Source organism: Aquamicrobium aerolatum DSM 21857, from assembly GCF_900113935.1.
GTDB lineage: Bacteria > Pseudomonadota > Alphaproteobacteria > Rhizobiales > Rhizobiaceae > Aerobium > Aerobium aerolatum.
This window is the reverse complement of record NZ_FORF01000007.1, coordinates 1-18,482: the sequence shown is the minus strand read 5'-3', so window position 1 is coordinate 18,482 and position 18,482 is coordinate 1. Positions and strand designations below refer to the sequence as shown.

Annotated in this window: 19 protein-coding genes and 1 tRNA gene; 9 read left to right on the top strand and 11 right to left on the bottom strand. The window is 57.4% G+C overall.

The genetic code is table 11. The features are described from left to right. Position 1: 1 nt before the first annotated feature. Positions 2-1,141 carry an ABC transporter permease gene (locus BMZ42_RS07140; RefSeq protein ID WP_091520385.1) on the bottom strand — a complete coding sequence of 380 codons (1,140 nt, stop codon included), beginning with the start codon at positions 1,139-1,141 and terminating at the stop codon, positions 2-4. Further along, entirely contained in the window at positions 1,138-2,670 is a 1,533-nt protein-coding gene (locus BMZ42_RS07135) for an ABC transporter ATP-binding protein (RefSeq protein WP_091520383.1), read from the bottom strand. The genes BMZ42_RS07140 and BMZ42_RS07135 overlap by 4 nt, the downstream gene beginning before the upstream one ends. A gap of 147 nt (positions 2,671-2,817) precedes the next feature. On the opposite strand from BMZ42_RS07135, the gene BMZ42_RS07130 reads away from it, so the two are divergent. The 4 genes from BMZ42_RS07130 (at position 2,818) to BMZ42_RS07115 (ending at position 5,202) form a co-directional block, all read left to right on the top strand. Further along, positions 2,818-3,978 (top strand): iron-containing alcohol dehydrogenase, encoded by a 1,161-nt coding sequence (locus tag BMZ42_RS07130; RefSeq protein ID WP_091520689.1) that lies wholly within the window; start codon positions 2,818-2,820, stop codon positions 3,976-3,978. Between the two features lie 68 nt (positions 3,979-4,046). Next, the gene (locus tag BMZ42_RS07125; protein WP_091520686.1) at positions 4,047-4,415 is read left to right on the top strand and encodes an acyl-CoA thioesterase; all 369 of its coding nucleotides are present in this window, start codon (positions 4,047-4,049) and stop codon (positions 4,413-4,415) included. Then, positions 4,412-4,618, top strand: a complete 207-nt coding sequence (locus BMZ42_RS07120; protein ID WP_091520381.1) for a SlyX family protein — start codon at positions 4,412-4,414, stop codon at positions 4,616-4,618. The genes BMZ42_RS07125 and BMZ42_RS07120 overlap by 4 nt, the downstream gene beginning before the upstream one ends. Before the next feature lie 23 nt (positions 4,619-4,641). Further along, a complete protein-coding gene (locus BMZ42_RS07115) occupies positions 4,642-5,202 on the top strand; it encodes an anti-sigma factor domain-containing protein (protein WP_091520378.1) in 561 nt (186 codons plus the stop codon). Between the two features lie 11 nt (positions 5,203-5,213). Here the strand turns inward: BMZ42_RS07115 and BMZ42_RS07110 are convergent, their stop codons facing one another. The 4 genes from BMZ42_RS07110 to BMZ42_RS07095 all read right to left on the bottom strand — a co-directional run bounded on the left by BMZ42_RS07110 (position 5,214) and on the right by BMZ42_RS07095 (position 8,697). Continuing rightward, positions 5,214-6,392, bottom strand: a complete 1,179-nt coding sequence (locus tag BMZ42_RS07110; RefSeq protein WP_091520375.1) for an MFS transporter — start codon at positions 6,390-6,392, stop codon at positions 5,214-5,216. 82 nt (positions 6,393-6,474) lie between these two features. Beyond that, positions 6,475-7,470, bottom strand: a complete 996-nt coding sequence (locus BMZ42_RS07105; protein ID WP_091520373.1) for a BMP family lipoprotein — start codon at positions 7,468-7,470, stop codon at positions 6,475-6,477. A gap of 182 nt (positions 7,471-7,652) precedes the next feature. After that, on the bottom strand, positions 7,653-8,291 hold the full coding sequence (msrA, locus tag BMZ42_RS07100) for a peptide-methionine (S)-S-oxide reductase MsrA (protein ID WP_420492454.1): 639 nt from the start codon (positions 8,289-8,291) through the stop codon (positions 7,653-7,655). Positions 8,292-8,370: 79 nt separating this feature from the next. Beyond that, positions 8,371-8,697 (bottom strand): hypothetical protein, encoded by a 327-nt coding sequence (locus BMZ42_RS07095; RefSeq protein WP_091520368.1) that lies wholly within the window; start codon positions 8,695-8,697, stop codon positions 8,371-8,373. Positions 8,698-8,983: 286 nt separating this feature from the next. On the opposite strand from BMZ42_RS07095, the gene BMZ42_RS07090 reads away from it, so the two are divergent. After that, positions 8,984-9,073: transfer RNA gene (locus BMZ42_RS07090), tRNA-Ser, on the top strand. 506 nt (positions 9,074-9,579) lie between these two features. Continuing rightward, a complete protein-coding gene (locus BMZ42_RS07085; protein ID WP_175556656.1) occupies positions 9,580-11,244 on the top strand; it encodes a BCCT family transporter in 1,665 nt (554 codons plus the stop codon). Between the two features lie 300 nt (positions 11,245-11,544). On the opposite strand, the gene BMZ42_RS07080 is transcribed toward BMZ42_RS07085, so the two are convergent. From BMZ42_RS07080 to BMZ42_RS17765, 4 genes are read right to left on the bottom strand one after another with little or no spacing between them, the layout of a single operon-like run. Next, positions 11,545-11,943, bottom strand: coding sequence for a hypothetical protein (locus BMZ42_RS07080; protein ID WP_091520366.1), 399 nt, complete (start codon positions 11,941-11,943; stop codon positions 11,545-11,547). Beyond that, positions 11,940-13,259: a recombinase family protein gene (locus BMZ42_RS07075; protein ID WP_091520363.1), complete on the bottom strand. Its 1,320-nt coding sequence runs from the start codon at positions 13,257-13,259 to the stop codon at positions 11,940-11,942. Before BMZ42_RS07075 ends, BMZ42_RS07080 begins: the two co-directional genes overlap by 4 nt. After that, positions 13,256-13,756, bottom strand: coding sequence for a DUF2924 domain-containing protein (locus BMZ42_RS07070; RefSeq protein WP_091520361.1), 501 nt, complete (start codon positions 13,754-13,756; stop codon positions 13,256-13,258). Before BMZ42_RS07070 ends, BMZ42_RS07075 begins: the two co-directional genes overlap by 4 nt. Then, the gene (locus BMZ42_RS17765) at positions 13,753-13,980 is read right to left on the bottom strand and encodes a hypothetical protein (protein ID WP_139207881.1); all 228 of its coding nucleotides are present in this window, start codon (positions 13,978-13,980) and stop codon (positions 13,753-13,755) included. Before BMZ42_RS17765 ends, BMZ42_RS07070 begins: the two co-directional genes overlap by 4 nt. A gap of 233 nt (positions 13,981-14,213) precedes the next feature. Between BMZ42_RS17765 and BMZ42_RS07065 the strand changes: the two genes are divergently transcribed. From BMZ42_RS07065 to BMZ42_RS07055, 3 genes are read left to right on the top strand one after another with little or no spacing between them, the layout of a single operon-like run. Then, positions 14,214-16,136 (top strand): AAA family ATPase, encoded by a 1,923-nt coding sequence (locus BMZ42_RS07065; RefSeq protein ID WP_175556655.1) that lies wholly within the window; start codon positions 14,214-14,216, stop codon positions 16,134-16,136. An 11-nt stretch (positions 16,137-16,147) separates the two neighbouring features. After that, positions 16,148-17,266 carry a sensor histidine kinase gene (locus BMZ42_RS07060; protein ID WP_091520357.1) on the top strand — a complete coding sequence of 373 codons (1,119 nt, stop codon included), beginning with the start codon at positions 16,148-16,150 and terminating at the stop codon, positions 17,264-17,266. A 4-nt stretch (positions 17,267-17,270) separates the two neighbouring features. Beyond that, positions 17,271-18,047, top strand: a complete 777-nt coding sequence (locus BMZ42_RS07055) for a response regulator (RefSeq protein WP_091520352.1) — start codon at positions 17,271-17,273, stop codon at positions 18,045-18,047. Positions 18,048-18,201: 154 nt separating this feature from the next. Here the strand turns inward: BMZ42_RS07055 and BMZ42_RS07050 are convergent. Further along, a partial coding sequence (locus BMZ42_RS07050; protein ID WP_139207880.1) for an integrase core domain-containing protein occupies positions 18,202-18,482 on the bottom strand: 281 nt, incomplete at its 5' end.

The following is an 18,482-nucleotide window of genomic DNA, read 5'->3' as shown; positions in this document are numbered from 1 at the left end:
GTCACGCCCGCTCGCTGCTGGAGGCCGAAACGCCTGAAGATTGGGCTCCGAGGCTTGCAAACAATGTCTGGATCGAAGGACGGAACATATTTTCAAGCGCCCCCGCGAACAGAATGACGAGGCCTTGAATGATCACGATCATGTCGCGACTGATGTTGGGCATCTCGAAGGCCAGTTCTGCGCCGCCCTGATATAGCATTCCAAACAGAATGGCCGCAGGAACGATACCTGCCGGATGTGATCGTCCCATCAGTGCCACGGCGATGCCGACAAAGCCCGCACCCGCGACGAAGTCGAGCTGCAATCTGCCCTGATCTCCCATCACCGGGTTGAGCGCCATCATTCCTGCCAATGCGCCCGAGACCATCATCGTGACAAGAACGATGCGCGTCTCGCCAATCCCCGCATAGCGCGCCGCTTTGGCGCTGAACCCCTGCGTGCGGATCTCGTAACCCAGACGCGTTCGCCAGATCAAAAGCCAGACGAGGAAAGCGCAGAAAAGCGCAAGCAGGAAGGAAAGATTGAACGGTGACGAGCGGACGGTGCCCCCGAAAAGCTCGATAAGCCAGTTGAGTTTTGGCAATTGTCCGCCGGGCGCGAAGGTCCGCGTCTGTGGTGCCATCGAGCTCAACGGCTTGAGTGCTCCGACCAGCAGATAGACCATCAGGCTCGCGGCGATGAAGTTGAACATGATGGTCGTGATGACGATGTGCGAGCCGCGCCGCGCTTGTAGATAGGCCGGGATGAACGCCCACGCCGCGCCAATCCCCGCGGCCCCCAGGACAGCGAGCGGGAAAGTCAACCACCACGGCAAGATGCTGTCGAAGGAAAGGCATACCAGAGCGACGCCCAGACCACCGATATAGGCCTGTCCTTCGCCGCCAATATTGAACAGCCCGCCATGGAATGCGACCGCGACGGCCAGCCCGGTGAAGATAAAACTGGTGGAGTAAAACAGCGTGTAGGCGATGTTTCGTCCCGAGCCAAAGGCACCCTCGACCATGATTGCAGCTGCACGGAACGGGTTTTCTCCGACGAGCAGCACCACGAGCCCCGCGACCACAAACGCGACGACGAGATTAAAAAACGGAATAAGCCCATAATCGGCCCAGGCAGGAAGCTTCGCGTAAGGGGTGCTCATTCGGCGGCCTCCTGGTTTTCAACACCCGCCATCAGCAAGCCAAGCTCACCTTCGGTCGCGCCGGCATCTCGTTCACCGACAATGCGGCCGTCGAAGATCACCAGGATGCGATCCGACAGAGCGCGGATTTCATCCAGCTCTACCGAAATGAGCAATACCGCTTTCCCCGCATCCCGCATCGCGATCAGACGCTTGTGAATAAACTCGATCGCGCCGACATCCACACCGCGTGTCGGCTGACCGACGATCAACACGCCGGGGTCTTTTTCTATCTCCCGCGCCAGCACGATTTTTTGCTGGTTTCCACCAGAAAAATTTGCAGTTTTCAGCCGCTCATTGGCCGGCCTTATATCGTAGGAAGCAATTTTCGCCCGCGCATCCGCCCGGATCGCCTCAATATCGAGGAACGGCCCTTTCAGGTAGGCCGGGTCATCATGATAGCCCAGGATGGAATTCTCGTACTCCTCGAAAGACAGCACGAGACCAACATGATGGCGATCTTCCGGAACGTGAGCGAGACCACGGGCGCGTAGCTCCGCCGGGTCCGCGGCGCCGGTCACATCAATGGGCGCTCCGTCAAGGTGAACCGTGCCAGATTGCGCCTTGCGGATGCCTGCAATCGTCTCGAGCAGTTCCGATTGACCGTTGCCCGCCACGCCCGCAATCCCGACGATTTCTCCTGCGCGGACATCGAAAGAAACATCGCTGACCATCGTCACGCCACGCGAATCCTTCACCGTCAGGTTCTTCACCGACAGTTTGACCTCGCCCCGTTCTTTCTCACCCTTTTCCACCCGCAGAAGCACGTGGCGCCCCACCATCAGTTCGGCAAGTTCTTCCACGCTGGTGTCGGCGGTCTTGCGAGTGGCAACCATCTGGCCCTGCCGCATCACCGAGACATTATCGGTAATAGCCATGATCTCGCGCAGCTTGTGCGTAATCAGGACGATCGTCTTTCCCTCCGCCTTCAGTTGGGAAAGGATCCGGAACAGATGATCTGCTTCAGCAGGGGTCAGAACGCCCGTGGGCTCATCGAGGATGAGAATTTCAGCACCACGATAAAGCGCCTTCAAGATCTCGACGCGCTGCTGGAGCCCGACAGGAAGCTCCTCGACAATCGCATCCGGAGCAACCTCCAGACCATATTCGCGCTCCAGTCGCGCCAACTCGGAACGAGCATTGGCGATCGACGAATTCAGCAGCGCTTCGCCTTCCGCCCCCAGGATGACGTTTTCGACCACCGTGAAATTCTGCACCAGCATGAAATGCTGATGCACCATACCAATTCCGGTCGCGATGGCGTCGTTCGGGGTGGCAATGGTGACAGGCTTTCCGTCGACGCGAATCTCGCCACTATCGGCCTGATAGAAACCGTAGAGAATCGACATCAACGTCGATTTACCGGCTCCGTTCTCCCCCACGATTCCATGGATCGTACCGCGCGGAATTTCCAAATGGATATCGCGATTGGCGTGAACCGCTCCGAAACTCTTGTTAATGCCGACAAGCTCGATCGCAGTTTCTGCCATGCTTGCGCCAGGCCCCTCTTTTATCATTTGTGCCGACGCTAACACGCCGGATTTGAGCTTGCCAACCGCCCCTGCAAGTGGCTCTTTGAAACACTGTCCACAAAACAACCGTCGCTTGTCAATTTCCGAGTCAGAATGTCCGATACTCTGAACAGCTTTACCTTTAGTACCGCGCCCTCAATTGTCTTCGAGCCGGGCGCCTCCAAACATCTTGGTGCATTAGCTGGCAAGTTACTGGGGCCGCGCGTTCTGTTTGTTACGGATCCCGGTCTGCGCAATCTTGGTCTATGCGACCCGGCGATTGCTGCCTTTGCAGAAAAAGGCATCGCGGTGACGCTGTTCGACAGCGTCGAGCCCGACCCTTCCCGTGCCACGCTGATGCGCGCGGTTGAGAGCTGCAAGTCGGCATCGATCACAGGTGTCGTTGGCTTCGGCGGCGGCTCATCCATGGACATCGCAAAACTTGCCGCGTTACTCGCCGGCTCAGGCGAGGATCTGGATGAAGCCTGGGGAGTAGCGCAAGCCAAGGGCCCGAGGCTGCCTCTGGTTCTGGTGCCGACAACGGCCGGAACCGGTTCTGAGGTGACGCCGGTTTCCATCATCACGGTAGGCGAAGAAGAAAAACGCGGCGTATCGTCTGCGATCATTTTGCCGGATATCGCGGTGCTTGATCCAGAGCTGACACTTGGTCTGCCACCGGCAATCACGGCTGCGACCGGAATCGACGCGATGGTCCACGCGATCGAAGCCTACGCTTCAAAAAACTCGAACAACAATCCCCTCTCAAAAATGCTGGCCAAGGAAGCATTGCAGCTACTGGGGGCAAATATCGAGATTGCAGTTAGCAACGGCGGCGATATGGCGGCGCGATCGGCAATGCTGCTTGGCTCCATGCTGGCCGGGCAGGCATTTGCCAACTCGCCTGTCGCCGCAGTCCACGCACTTGCCTATCCGATCGGCGGAACGTTCCATATCCCGCATGGGCTGTCCAACGCCTTGGTGCTGCCCCATGTTCTGCGCTTCAACACTCCCGATGCAGCCCATCTTTATGCCGAGATTGCTGCATGTGCATTTCCACATCTGGCCGCAGAAAAAGATGATCAGTCACGCTGTGACGCGTTCATAGAAGAACTCGCGGTGCTGTCGTCTCGCCTTGGGCTGCCAACACGCTTACGCGACGTCGGTATCGCCAAGGCAGCGCTCCCAAAGATGGCAGCTAATGCCATGAAGCAGCAGCGTTTGTTGATCAATAATCCGCGCGAACTTCGCGAAGACGATGCGCTTGCAATCTACGAGGCTGCGTGGTGAAGGGCGAAAGAAGCGCGCCGGCGACACGCCAGGATTATCGCGCATTCCGCACCATCCAGACCCGCTGGATGGACAACGACGTATACGGCCATATGAACAATGTGGTGCACTACTCCCTGTTCGACACCGCTGTAAACGGCTGGCTGATCGAGAACGGAGTCCTTGACATCGTCCACGGCGAACAGATCGGCTTGGTCGTGGAAACCGGCTGCCGTTATTTTGCAGAAATGGCATTTCCCGACCTCGTAACTGCAGGTATTCGTGTCACGAGACTTGGCACTTCCTCCGTACGCTATGAGATCGGCCTGTTTCGAAACGAGGAGCAGTCGGCGGCCGCGGAAGGATTTTTCATCCACGTTTATGTCGACCGCGCGTCTCGCAGACCAACGCCGCTCGGAATGGCCCTGCGCACAGCACTGGAAGGAATCACATCATGAGCGCGGAAGCACGCATCGTTCAGCTGGAAATCATCATCGCCGAACAGGATCGGGCCATCCACGAGCTTTCGGATCAGATCACCGAGCAATGGAAGGCCGTCGAGAAGATCCAGCGCCAGTTGGGCGCACTGTCGGAGCGTTTCATCGAGCTGGAGGAACAGGGGGCCGGTGACGTGCCCATTACCAAGCCGCCGCACTGGTGACTCACAGCGGGAGGAGCCTAGCCATGACCACCCCACGCCCTGATAGACCGGATCAAAGGAACGCAGAAGCGGAACAGCTGAGAAGGCTCGGCCTGGCCGGCGCCGATCCCGACCAGAAGGGCATGTTGCGCATCAAGCGGCCAGGCGCGCAGCAATTTGGCGGATGGCGGGGAACAGTCGTCGGGCTGGCATTGGTGGCAGCAATGATGATTGGCTACTATGCCGGACAGAGCATGGCACCGGTTCCGTCTCCTTTGGCGGTTGTGTTCCTGCACGACAGCGAAAACACCACGGCGGCGATACTCGAGGTCTACCGCAACCACTCGATCCGCCTGCTGCCGCTTGCGCAGATGCAAGTCCCTTCCGGGCAAGTATTGCAGCTTTGGACATGGCAGGGTGGAACGGCTGTGCCCCTGGCTGTTCTCGGCAGCGCTGCTGAGACGACGCTGACGGGACCGGAACTTGCAGCACCCCGACAAGGCCAGCTTTACAGCATGACGCTGGAACCACGCTCAGCCACGCCTGAAGTCACTCCGACCGGCGCGGTCATTCTGAGCGGTGAGGCGGTCATTCCAGTCCGCTAACCGGCGCATAGCTAGCGCGAGACTGTGCGTGTCAGCGGCAGCATGGTCACGACGCCAACCGCCGAGACCAGCGCAAGAAAATAGCCAAGGCCCGACCAACTGTAGGTTTCCACAATCCAGGCGGCGACCGGCGGACCGAACACGGTGGCAATGCCGCCCGCCTGCGACACCAGACCGAACACGACAGCAACCGATCCACCGCTTGGCGTCGAGAACGGTATTGCCGCAAACTGCGCCGATGCGACAAACGCGCCGGATATTGCAAGCGCCAACGCTGCAATCGTCGCGATCGCCGGGTCGTGCATTACGAAAGCAGGAATTGCGGCAATGGCGCTGACGACAAACCCGGCAGCAGCGAGCCCGGCCATGTATTGCGGTCTGCGGCCAACCACCAGCACACTGGCAAGAATGTTCCCCAACGGCACGCAAAGCGCGACGGCTCCTGCACCCAACAGATAGTGACTGCCTTCACCTGCAACGAATGACGGCATGAAGGTGAACATCGAAACGGAGACGATAACGAACGCCCCAAACGAGATCGCGAGAAGCACGACCTGCCTGGACAAGGTGGCCCTCATCGTGCCCGTGTCGCCAGCGACCGGTGTCACCTGGCGTCTTTGCAGCAGCAAAATAACAGCGACAGACAATAAAAGAAAAATGCCCGTTATGATCTGCAAGAAGGTCTCTGGACCATGAAGCGCCAGAACCATTGCGGCAAGAAAGTCTGACAGAGCAAAGCCCAAGGGAACAAAGCCGCTCCAGATTGCCAGCACAGGGGCCTTCCAGCGCGGCGGCGACACCGCGTCGAGACAGGCCGGCAACGCAATGCACAGCGCAAGATAGCCGATCGCCTCGACCGTCCGTGCAGCAAAGATCGCGCCGTGATCAACCGAGATCGACAGCCATGCCCCGCCTATGGTCAGGGCCAACACGCCGGCGGCAATGGAATTGCGCAACCCCACACGGTCGATAAGCCAGCCTGCCGGTAGGGCGCTAAGTGCGATGAAAACGCCCAGCATTGCGGCGAGCCAACCTGCCGAAATGAGTGAAAACCCCAAATCCTCGGTGTACCAGGGGATAAGCGGTGCGATCTTGCCAAGTTGAGCACCGGTTAGAACACCGAGCGTCAGGATCAGCCCGATCAGCACGACGGGGACCGGCTCGTCAGCGGTAGAGATTTCACGCGTCATAAGAATAGCACTTGGTCGATGGCTCGGCCCATGAAAAACCGCCGGGTTTTAGCCCGGCGGTCATCAATTAATCTGGTGAAGATCAGTACGGACAGGCGTTGTCGTCCATGAAGTTGTGGACCTTGATCTCACCGGAAATGATCTTGGCCTTCGCCTCTTCGACAGCAGCCTTCATTTCGGCGGTGATGAGCGAAGCGTTGTTGTCGTCGAGCGCATAGCCAACACCGTCTTCAGCCAGCCCGAGCAGGTTGACGCCGGCGGTGAACTCGCCCTTCTTGGCGTCTTCAAAGGCACGGTAGACAGCGACGTCGACCCGCTTCAGCATTGATGTCAGGACCTTGCCGGGGTGCATCCCGTTCTGGTTGGAATCAACACCGATGCCAAGTTTGCCGGCATCCGCGGCCGCCTGCAGAACACCCACACCGGTGCCGCCTGCCGCATGGTAGATCACATCCGCGCCCTGGTCGATCTGTGAACGCGCGATTTCCGCGCCACGTGTCGGATCATTCCAGGCTGCAGGCGTGTCGCCCGTGTAGTTGCGGATGACGGTAGCGTCCTTGTTGGTTTCCATGACGCCGGAAACGTAGCCACATTCGAACTTGCCAATCAGCGGCACCTGCATGCCACCAACAAAGCCGACCTTGCCGGTCTTGGACGCCATGGCAGCGAGCACGCCGACAAGGTAAGAGCCAGCTGGTTCGTCATAGATAACCGAGCGTACATTCGGCTTGTCGACAACCATGTCGATGATCGCGAAATCGGTCTCCGGGAACTCTTCCGCTACAACCTCGAGTGCAGATGCCCAGGAGAAGCCGGCCATCACGATCGGATTGCGGCCATCCTCGGCGAAGCGACGCAGCGCCTGTTCGCGCTGGGCATCGTTGGAAACTTCGAAGTCGACGTAGTCGATCCCGGTTTCTTTCTTGAACAGTTCGGCGCCGTTATAGGACGCTTCGTTGAACGACTTGTCGAACTTGCCGCCGAAGTCGAACAGGAGACCTGGCTTGATTTCTTCCTGAGCGAAAGCGGTCGCGCACATCGCCGTAGCGGCCAGGAGGCCGAGAACAAAACGCTTCATTGATCCACACCCTGTCGGTTGCTCTTAATGGCTTACTGACAGCGCCCCCCGGCTCGTGACAGACCTGAGGTTGCCATCGGCGGGAAGACTTCCTCCCGTCCTGGAAGCAATGTTGCATGCGTACTCGGAAAACTCACGAAGAATCTTGATGGCAACGGACAAGCAAGCATTTTAGCGTTGCATCAACCGGCAACGGGGATTGCACAACTGACGCCAGTGCCCTTCAAGCCACAATATCCATTCGGGTTCTTTGCCAGATATTGTTGATGCTCGGCCTCCGCAAAGTAAAACTCGCCAGCCGGAGCGATCTCTGTCGTGATCCCGCCACGCCCCGCGCTTTGCAGCGCCTTTTCATATGCGTCGCGCGAGCTTTCAGCTTCGGCGGTCTGCAAATCCGAGGTTGTATAAATTGCGGAGCGATAGGTTGTGCCAATATCGTTGCCCTGGCGCATGCCCTGCGTCGGGTCATGGCTCTCCCAGAACACCTTGAGAAGATCCCGATAGCTTATCACTTCCGGGTCGAACACGACCATGACCGTCTCGGCATGACCGGTCAGTCCAGTGCATGTTTCCGGGTAGGTCGGATTCGGTGTTATGCCGCCCTGATACCCTGCCGCAGTGAGCCACACACCAGGAATTTGCCAGAACAGGCGCTCGACGCCCCAGAAACAGCCCATGCCGAAATAGGCGACCTCCAGTCCTTCAGGAAGCGCCCCGCGCAACGGACGGCCGGTTACGAAATGCGTCGATGCCGTGGGAAACTGTGTGGCTCGGCCCGGCAAAGCATCCTGCGGCAGAGGCAAGTTGACCTTCTGGCTCATCTTGTCATTCTGGAAAAACAATTTCTGTCTCCTTCCATGTCACTCTGACCGCCTCGTCCAAATGTCAGACCCGGCTGGCTCAGCGAAAAGCCACGAACCGTCCATCGTGCTGTAACTTTCGTCTGCCAGCGACCGCGAGAAGTCCGGCAAGAATGGCAAAAACAACGAAGCCCGGCAGTGTCAGCAACGAGACCACCACAGGATCCCAGACCAGTGGCGACAGGCTTTGCGCAATTGTCGAATGCGCCTGTTCCAGCGTTCCCGGCGACACGGAAGCCCACGAGGCCAACAAAGGCGTCGCGACGAGGCCCCCTGCGGCAATGGAGCGCGTGGCATCCAGCACAGCCATGACAACGGCCACGGAAAGACAAATCATCGACAGCAATCGGAGCAGTGCCTTGAACATGTTCGAACCGTGCGGTTTCCTGGCGGCCGTATGTTACAGGAGATAGGCACGAAGCCGCGCGTTGGCAATCCAGTTCTGAAAACCAAGGACGTCACGCAACCTCGCTCGGCAGGAGCCGTAACATGCCGCTCGGCGGGAGCCGTAACATGCCGCTCGGCACGTCAACTCTGAAGAATTTGGCCCGACACCGCACTCTTGACGCAAAACTATCAATTGAGCGCTTGGCAAGCGGCAAAGGATCGACTAGATGAGCGCTTCAACCATCTGTCCGAACAGGACGGGCTGCGGAGAGGTGGCCGAGTGGTTGAAGGCGCACGCCTGGAAAGTGTGTATACGGGGAACCGTATCGAGGGTTCGAATCCCTCTCTCTCCGCCACTATCTAATTGCAAACTCTCCACCACCCCATTTAAACGCCGAAATTCCTTTTGATTTCAAAGGGGGTTAGCGGCTTCGACCGAACCTCTGAGACCGGAAAAGGGCCAGATTTCAGTCTCTGAACAGCTTTTGTCTCAAACCATGCGAACCTTGGTCGATTTGGTTCGGTCAAAGAATACTCCATGATTTCAATATTTTGCAATTCTTGAACTGCGCCCGAGTTGCAACGGGTGTCACTACCAGCCAGCCTGAACTGAGACACCCGAGGTGGACGTTTCCGGGCGGAATGTAGAGCAATTATACGAGCCGATGTCACTGTAGAACATAGAAAGCTACCATTCGACCGCTCGCCTTTTTGAAAGCACTTGTCTTTAATATTGACCGGTTAGTTGTAATTCCTACCCGATTTTTCTAAAGTCGGAGATTCGTGTCAGCAATATTTAACCCGGCTCCCCAAGCATTGTTAATTATGGACCAGAGAACCAGACCGGACTGAGGACCGAAAATTGACCGAGAAAATAACACCCACAGCAGGCCCGGCAAATTCTGAGGATGCTGTTCCGCCGCCAGAAGGTGCTACTGAAATTATTAATACCGATTACGAGATCGGCCAGGACAACATCAATTATCGAAGACGACTAGTTTTCGAATTCGACGTCCACAACCCCGTATTCGGCATATCCGCCCTGGCCATTGTTACCTTCACGATACTGACGCTGATTTTTCAGAGTACTCTTGGCCCCTTCTTTGTAGCCACACGGGATTTCCTAACGGCTAACCTTGACTGGTTCTTTATCATCGCCGGTAACATTTTTGTCCTGCTTTGCGCGGCCTTAGTCCTGCTCCCGTTGGGAAGAGTTCGGCTTGGTGGCCCAGACGCAACCCCTGATTATAATTACATCTCCTGGTTCTCCATGTTGTTTGCCGCGGGCATGGGTATTGGATTGATGTTCTATGGCGTATCAGAACCATTGGGTAATTTCACCGCTGCGTTCGAAGGTCCCATCACGAACGCAGACGGAGTTCGCACCGATTGGGCGCCGCTGGATGGCATGGCCGGCGATGCTGAGGGCGCGAGGCGCCTCGCGATGGCGGCAACCATCTTCCATTGGGCGCTGCATCCATGGGCGATATATGCCGTTGTCGCTCTCTCACTAGCGCTGTTTGCGTTTAACAAGGGCTTGCCGCTCACCCTTCGCTCTGTCTTCTATCCGATTCTGGGCGATCGCATTTGGGGGTGGCCGGGGCATGTCGTCGATATTCTTGCCATTCTCGCAACGCTGTTCGGGCTCGCCACCTCGCTAGGCATTGGAGCGCAGCAAGCCAGCGCTGGTCTTGATTTTCTCTTCGGTCTTCCATCGACCACCGGCAGCATGGTTGTTTTGATCATTGTGATCACAGCGATTGCCACTATTTCGGTCGTTGCCGGAATGGATAAGGGCGTGAAGCGGCTATCCGAACTCAATATGGGCCTCGCACTGCTGCTTTTGTTGTTTGTCGTTGTGGTCGGGCCGACATGGCAAATCACGACTGGTTTTTTTAAGAACCTCTTGGCCTATGTCGAGTATTTGCCCGCGCTTTCCAACCCAATCGGGCGCACCGATGATAATTTCCGGCATGGTTGGACGGCTTTCTATTGGGCGTGGTGGATCAGTTGGTCGCCCTTTGTGGGCATGTTCATCGCCCGTGTAAGCCGAGGGCGGACCGTGCGCGAGTTCATCATCGCAGTGCTCTTTATTCCTTCAATCGTCTCGACGATCTGGATGACTGCGCTTGGCGGAACTGCCATCAGCCAAGTGGTCGATCAGGGCATGACTTCGGTTCAGTCTGCTGTCCTGGAACTGCAACTCTTTGAAATGCTGGCCGGCCTTCCTCTGACTCCGTTGACTTCTTTGGTCGGCATTGTTTTGGTTATCGTGTTTTTTATAACATCCTCGGACTCTGGATCGCTCGTTATTGATACGATCGGTGCCGGCGGCAAGATGAATGCACCGACGCCACAACGAGTTTTCTGGGCAACTTTCGAAGGCTTGATCGCTATTGCATTGCTTCTCGGCGGCGGTCTTGCCGCCTTGCAAGCCATGGCGGTTTCTACGGGGTTTCCGTTCACCATCGTTCTGCTCGGGGCATGTTTCGCTTTAGTGAAAGGGTTGGTGACCGAACCACGCTGATCTTCGAAAAGTCGGCGTTCTGGCCCGTTATGCAACATTTCAACTCGTCCGTGGTCAAGCGCTGTCGATGGTGTGTCACTAAAATGCGCAAAGGGCGGTGGCTTTCAGGAAGTGGTTGGAGTGTTAGGAACGACGATGCTGGGGGCAAAATGCAGACCACGCAAAAAACATCTGAGACAAACATGACGAGTCAATCCGACAGTCGCTTGAGTCCTATTTGTTCCGCGCTCGTAACTGTTGTGCTCGCTTAGATTGGAAAAGAGTTGAGAACGGTCAAGGTTTTGCGAGCGTCCAGCTGCCTCACAGAGTAGAATCTGATGGCGTGCCGAATACCGCTTCCATCTGCTCCGCCCATGGCAGTTCGGCGACAACCATCAGATCATTGAGCGACAAGGACGGCGGGATGCGATGGATGAGCAGCCTTTCCAGCACGTCCGGGGCAAGATAGGCCAGTCGCATCATCCGGCTGACAAAGCGATCGCTGACATTGTCGGCCTTGGCAATATCGGCAATGGTCGAGGCCTCGCCGCGCTCCAGCCTGCGCCGCCAGTTCCAGGCGCGAGCGATGGCGCGTAGCACATGCGCGTCCTGCGCCCGCGTCTCGGCGGGTCCGTGGTCGGCCGGCGGCAGGATTTTCGGACGACCGTTCGTCTTGCGAATGGTCAGCGGAATGACTACGCGGATGGTGTTTTCCGTCATGCCGCATCCTTTTCGATCTGCGGCGCCATCATCTGCCGCGCCAGTGATTTGAGGCCGTCATGGCGCAGGTCGATGGCAAGGCCTGATGCACCAACCGTGATGCGCGCCACCAGAAGCTGGACGATGCGCGCCTGTTCGGCAGGAAACAGCGAGGCCCAGAGCGTGTCGAAATCGCCAAGCGCGGCAATCACCGCCTTATCGTCGATGTCTGGCATGTCAGTTTTCAGGGCGGCGAGCGCCCGCGCTCTGATTTCGGGCGTGGCGATCATGTGGCGGATTTCGCCGACAACTGCATCCTCGACCATGGCAGCAGGAAGCCGCTGCGGCCCTCCCGCATCGGTGGGGCGGTTTCGGATCAGGTCCATCGACGTATAGTAACGATAGAGCTTGCTGCCCTTCTTGGTGGCAGTCGGCGTCATCGCGGTGCCGGTGTCGGTAAAAATCAGCCCCTTCAGCATCGCAGGGGTCTGGTTTCTCGACGCGGCGGCACGTAGCCGAGGACTGGTCTTCAGAATGGAATGGACCGCGTCCCATAGCTCACGATCAATGATCGCCTCATGCTCACCCGGATAGCTGGTTCCCTTATGCACAGCCTCGCCAATATAGATGCGATTGTTGATCAGCTTGTAGAGAAAGCCCTTATCGACCAGCCTGCCGCGCTTGTTGACGACGCCCTCGGCCGCCAGCGCCTTCGCCAGCCTTGTGGCCGATCCGATCGCCACGAAGCGCTCGAAGATCAGCCTGACCGTTTTGGCCTCTTCTCCATTGATCACCAGTTTCCGGTCGCGGACATCATAACCAAGCGGGACATAGCCACCCATCCACATGCCCTTCTTGCGCGAGGCGGCAAATTTGTCGCGAATGCGCTCGCCAATCACCTCGCGCTCGAACTGCGCGAATGAAAGCAGGATGTTAAGCGTCAGCCGTCCCATCGACGTTGTGGTGTTGAAGGACTGGGTGACCGACACGAACGTCACCTGATTGCGTTCAAAGATCTCGACCAGTTTGGAAAAGTCCATCAATGATCGCGATAGCCGGTCAATCTTGTAAACGACGATGACGTCGATGAGCCCGGCTTCGACATCGGCCAGCAGCCGCTGCAACGCCGGTCGCTCCAGCGTACCTCCGGAGTGGCCGCCATCGTCGTAGCGTTCTCGGATCGCAGCAAATCCTTCCGAGCGCTGGCTGGCGATGTAGGCCTCGCAGGACTCACGCTGGGCATCGAGCGAGTTGAACTCCATGTCGAGGCCTTCTTCGGAGGATTTGCGCGTATAGATGGCGCAGCGCAAACGGCGTTGGGGCGGTCGAATATTCATCGTTCACTCCTGCGCGCATCGCCAAGACCAAAGAAGCGATAACCGTTCCAGTTGCTGCCGGTGATCGCGCGCGCAGCAGCAGATAGCGATTTGAAGCGTCGCCCCTGCCACTCGAAGCCATCGCGCAGCACAGTCACCGTGTGTTCGACGCCGTCCCATTCGCGCACCAGCCTTGTGCCGACAACCGGAGTGCGCGGGTCGGCGAGGATCGCCTTGCGATCGGATTTGCCGTCGACCTCGTCGGCGAGCAGCTCCAGTATCCTGGCCGTCTGCCGGGACAGACCGCCCAGCGCCAGTTCCTGGATGCGCCAGGATAGTCGCAACTCCAGATTGCCACGGCTGTTGTTCGGTGCCGGCGTGTCGAACAACGCTTCCCACTCGAGTTTCAGCTCCCTGACCGACATGCGTTTCAGCGCCGCCAATCGGGCCAGGACCGACGTGTCGGCATCCGGCAGAGTTTTGCGGCTTCCGGCGTGCTTTCTGACTGCTTGATTCATTCCTGCTCTCCAACTCGGTTGCTCGGTTTGCGACGACCAACACGGCGTTTGAGGGCGAGAATGTCGAATGAACTGTCTCTGCCTTCTGCAGATAAAGAACTGGACTGTTCGGCCAGGACACGCCTTACGGCTGCAGCCAGGATTTCACCGATCTCGGCCAGGCGCTGATCAGACGACATCCGGTCCGGCGATAAAAACCCTTGAGATTGATGAGAGATGTTCATGAGACGGTTCGCCATTAATCTTGATAGGCGAACGGTAGGTCATGAAATTACCAAACACAAGCAATATCAATATCTTATCATAGCTGAACGTCTTCTCGCGAAGTCATTCGTGATACGGCGGGAGGCAACGGATTGACTCTTTTACAAATGCGAACAAAATAGGAACATTAAATCTGGAGGAGGGCACAAGACTGCAAAGACGGTCGCCGCAATAATTCATAAGGGGGAGAAACGTGGAAAACAGATCCGCTCTAGATATATCGAACCACTCAGAAGCTGCCCGGTCACATCACCGGATCCACAGCATCAGTGTAGCAGGCGGGTTTCTCGATGGAGCGCGGCTTGAATTCAGCGATGGCCTGAATTGCATCATCGGCGGCCGTGGTACCGGCAAGACCACGGTGCTGGAGTTCATTCGCTACATTCTTGGCATGTTGCCGGATGGCAATGACGCTCGGCCAAGGGTGAAGGCAACTGAAAGCCATGTACGAAACAATCTCGGCAGCGGCACCATCACACTCGATGTCGAGACCAAACACGGAACCCGCTATCGGGCTGAGCGACCATGGGGCGACGACGTCCAGGTTCTCGATCAGGATGGCAATCCTGTTGCTGTTTCCCTTGATCGCGATCTCGTCTTCAAGGCCGACATCTACAGCCAGAACGAGATCGAGGAAATCGCCACCAACCCTAAGTTCCAGTTGGCATTGATCGACAAATTCGCCGAAGAGCCCATTCGTATCGCCAATGCGGAAATCCAGAAGCTTCGGCGTGTGATCGAGCAGAACTCATTGGAGCTGCGCAATTACGACCACAGGATCCGCGAAATCGAAGAAGTCGTTCCCGAACTGGAGGTGGTCAACAAACGTCTGGAGGAGATGCAGGCCGTTACTGGTGCGGATGCACATCTGATCAATGCTGCCCATGAACACAAGGCGCTTCGAGCCCGCGAAGTGGAGACCATCAGGGAACTGCGCGAACTTGCCGGATCGACAGCCACCAAGTTCTCGCGATTTGCTGGCGCGGTCGTCGAGAATTTCGCGAACGCTTCGGGGGATGACTGTCGCGCTGGCCCGAACGGCCCTCTGTTTGAGGACATCAAGGTCGCGATCGACAATTTTACTGCGGTTTTTACAGATGCCGTCCCGAAACTCCGGAACCATTGCGATGCTCTTGTCTCGCGCCTTGATGAGGTATCGCACCATCTTGGGGAAGCACATGTCCACCAGGAGCAAAATTATCGCCAGCTCATCGCCCATTCCGAGCAGGAACGTCAACATGCCGCTGAAAGGACAAAGCTGCAGCAGCGCCACCTTGAGCTGACCCGGGCCCGTCATGAACTTGATGGCCTGCGTCAAAAGCTCACGGAACTGGAGGCAAACCACCGGAGCTTGAACTCCAGACTTTCCGATTTGCGCGACGAGCGCTTTCGTCTGCGCCGTGATGTGGCCGAACGGCTTTCGGCAGCACTGGCACCGACGGTGCGGGTGACGCTTACGCAGGCCGCCGACAAAACCGGCTACGAGACGCTGCTAAAGGAAATGCTGAAAGGTTGCGGTCTGCAATATGCCCGGTTGACCGCACGCATGGTGGAAAACCTGTCGCCGGAGGAGCTGTCAAGGATCGTGCGCCGGGGCGACACGAGCCGTCTTGCCGAGGATGGAGACATGCCTGAGGATCAAGCCTCCCGCATCATCGCTCATTTGCAGGACAGCGACCAGATCGGTCGGCTGGAAACCATCGACCTTGGCGATGAACCGCTGATTGCCCTGAAGGACGGTTCCGACTTCAAGAATTCGGCTGATCTGTCGACCGGCCAGCGTTGTACGGTAATCCTGCCGATCCTGCTGTTCGAAAGCGACCGCCCTCTGCTCATCGACCAGCCGGAAGACAATCTCGACAACGCCTTCGTCTATGACACCATCGTCAGGAGCCTGCGTGGGGTGAAGGCCAATCGCCAACTCATCTTCGTCACGCACAATCCGAATATTCCGGTCCTTGGTGAGGCCGAGCGCGTATTCGTGTTTTCATCGGACGGCAGGCAAGGCACTGTTTCCAATGTAGGAACCGTCGAAGAGGTCAAGGACCAGATTGAGCATCTGCTGGAAGGCGGCAAGGAAGCGTTTGTTCTGCGCATGCAGAAATATGGCCATTGAAGCAGCTCGCCATGGGGGAGGATAAAGAGCAGGCCCTGCTTGCGGAGCTCGACGCTGACGATTGGAATACTGTGCGCGATGCTGTGGAGGTAGCCGGCGATTGGCTGCGTGCACGCAGAATCAATGATCGCTTCAGGGCGGAGATCGCCGCACGCTTTGTACGTTTGGCGGGCCATACCAAATGGCAGGTCCGCAAGGCGCTTGCACACGCCATGCTGTTTTTGCGCCACGACAGCTTCCTCGCCACGATCGGCTCGCTCGTTGATGACGAGAACGCCTGGGTCCGGGAAGCCGCGCGCAAGACGCTGCGTCGCCGCGAGAACCTGACGCGCGCCGATATCGGTGGTAACGATCAGGATGATGCAACGCTCGACCTGCTATCGTCGCTCGAAGCGCGGCATGGGCCTCGGGCACGACGGACCGCATCGAGGATTGCCGATCAGCTCCATCATCGATTTGTGCGGGAAGCCTATCACGAAATCTCCAGGATCATCGCACCCTTGGATGCGTTCCTGCTCAACCTTGCCAACGAGCTTGAAACCGCCGACGGTGTTTCTGATCGTGTGCGCCTGTCCTGCACTCGCGCGCAAGTGCGGGTCCGGCTGATCACCGAATTCCTCGACAATCTCCGGGCCTTTACGACCGACGAACCAACAGTGTTTGCAACGGAAGGATTGTATCCCCTTCTTCAGGAGGCGATCGACCTCTCAACAGGACAGGAAGCAGGCGGCGGCATTGATATCCGTCTTGAACTCTTTGCTCCGCTGACACTGGAAGCGTCCCGTTCGCGCCTTCTCCAAGCGTTCATCAATATCATCGCCAATGCCATCGAGGCTTGCTCTGGCAAGGCGAGCGACAGCACGATCATGGTGGTCGCACAAGCTGAAGGCCAAAATCACATCAGGATCACGATCGCCGATAATGGCTGCGGGATGAATGAAGAGGCCGTGAAGGACTGCCTGCTGCTTTACAGTACCGGCAAAAAGAGCGGCATGGGCTTTGGCCTGCCGCTGGCGAAAAGAGTCATCGAGATCGGACATCGCGGCACGCTTTCGCTCGAAAGCCAGATTGGCATTGGCACCACGGTGACGATCATTCTGCCGGTCGAGCAGTTACGGCTGGAGGACTGACGAAATGAACCATCGTCATGTTGCTCTGGTCGTGGAGGACGAACCCGATATGGCAGCCGAGATCGGCGATCTGCTGCGGTCCTTCGGATATGATCACATCCATGCCGAAACGCTTGAAGAAGGGCTGGACTGTCTCGATCGAGGAGGCTTCTGTTATGTGCTGCTTGATCTGCAGATCAAGGCCGATCGTGCTTCGATCAAGCCACGGGTCGAATCCGGGATGACACTTCTGCACGAAATCCGGCAGCGGTTCCCGCATCGCAATCACACCGGCGTACACTTCTTGCCAGTAATTGTGGTCAGCGGGCATGGGCACGAACCCCAGAACATCATCGATGCATATAATGACGGCATCGATGCCTTCATCCTGAAGCCGTTGAGCGTAAAAAACCAGAATATCAGGGCAACAATTCGAAGCTGTCTTGAGCGAGCGGGTCGTCACGACCATCAAGCCTGCCAGATGCGATACGACGCGGCGACAAATGGGCCGACCAAGGAAGCTGATGATGGCGATCCGTTCTGGCACGCTCCCGACTATTCAGAAGTCAGACTGCACGGTGAGTTGTTCAGCTTCACGGGTGAAATCAATCGAGCTGTTATCCGCCTTCTTCACGCCGCCGCGGGGACTTCCGAACCATGGCGCCTCGGCAAGACCCTGCTGAAGGAAGCTGGGTCAACGGATCTGAACATGCGTATGGTCAATCTTTTTGGCCGTCATTCAGCATGGAAGACCCTAATTAGATCAGACGGTCGCGGCAAGTATCGGCTAAGAACTACGTAGCCTTTCGCAAACACGTCCATCACTCATCCATCACCTAACCATCAGTCATCCAGCAGCAAGCCAGCACCGATCCCGCAGATTGTCCGTCGTCAGATCATTTGGCGCAGTTTGGGTCTTGGATTAGCGGAGTATCGGCCTCGTCTTTGGGTTGATGTTATGCGGCGAGCTTGCGGTGCTGCAAGCGCCGATGCTGGATGGTTTGTCGTTTGATCCTTTCGCGCTGTTTTATGATGGCTGCGGCCCTGCCGAAGTAGGCGTCTGCCGGGGTCACGTTGTCGAGGCTCTCATGATAGCGCCTGTGATTGTAGTGTTCGACGAAGGCGCCGATCTGGGCCTCCAGGTCGCCGGGCAGGAAGTAGTTCTCCAGCAGGATGCGGTTCTTCATGGTTTGGTGCCAGCGCTCGATCTTGCCCTGGGTCTGGGGATGCATCGGGG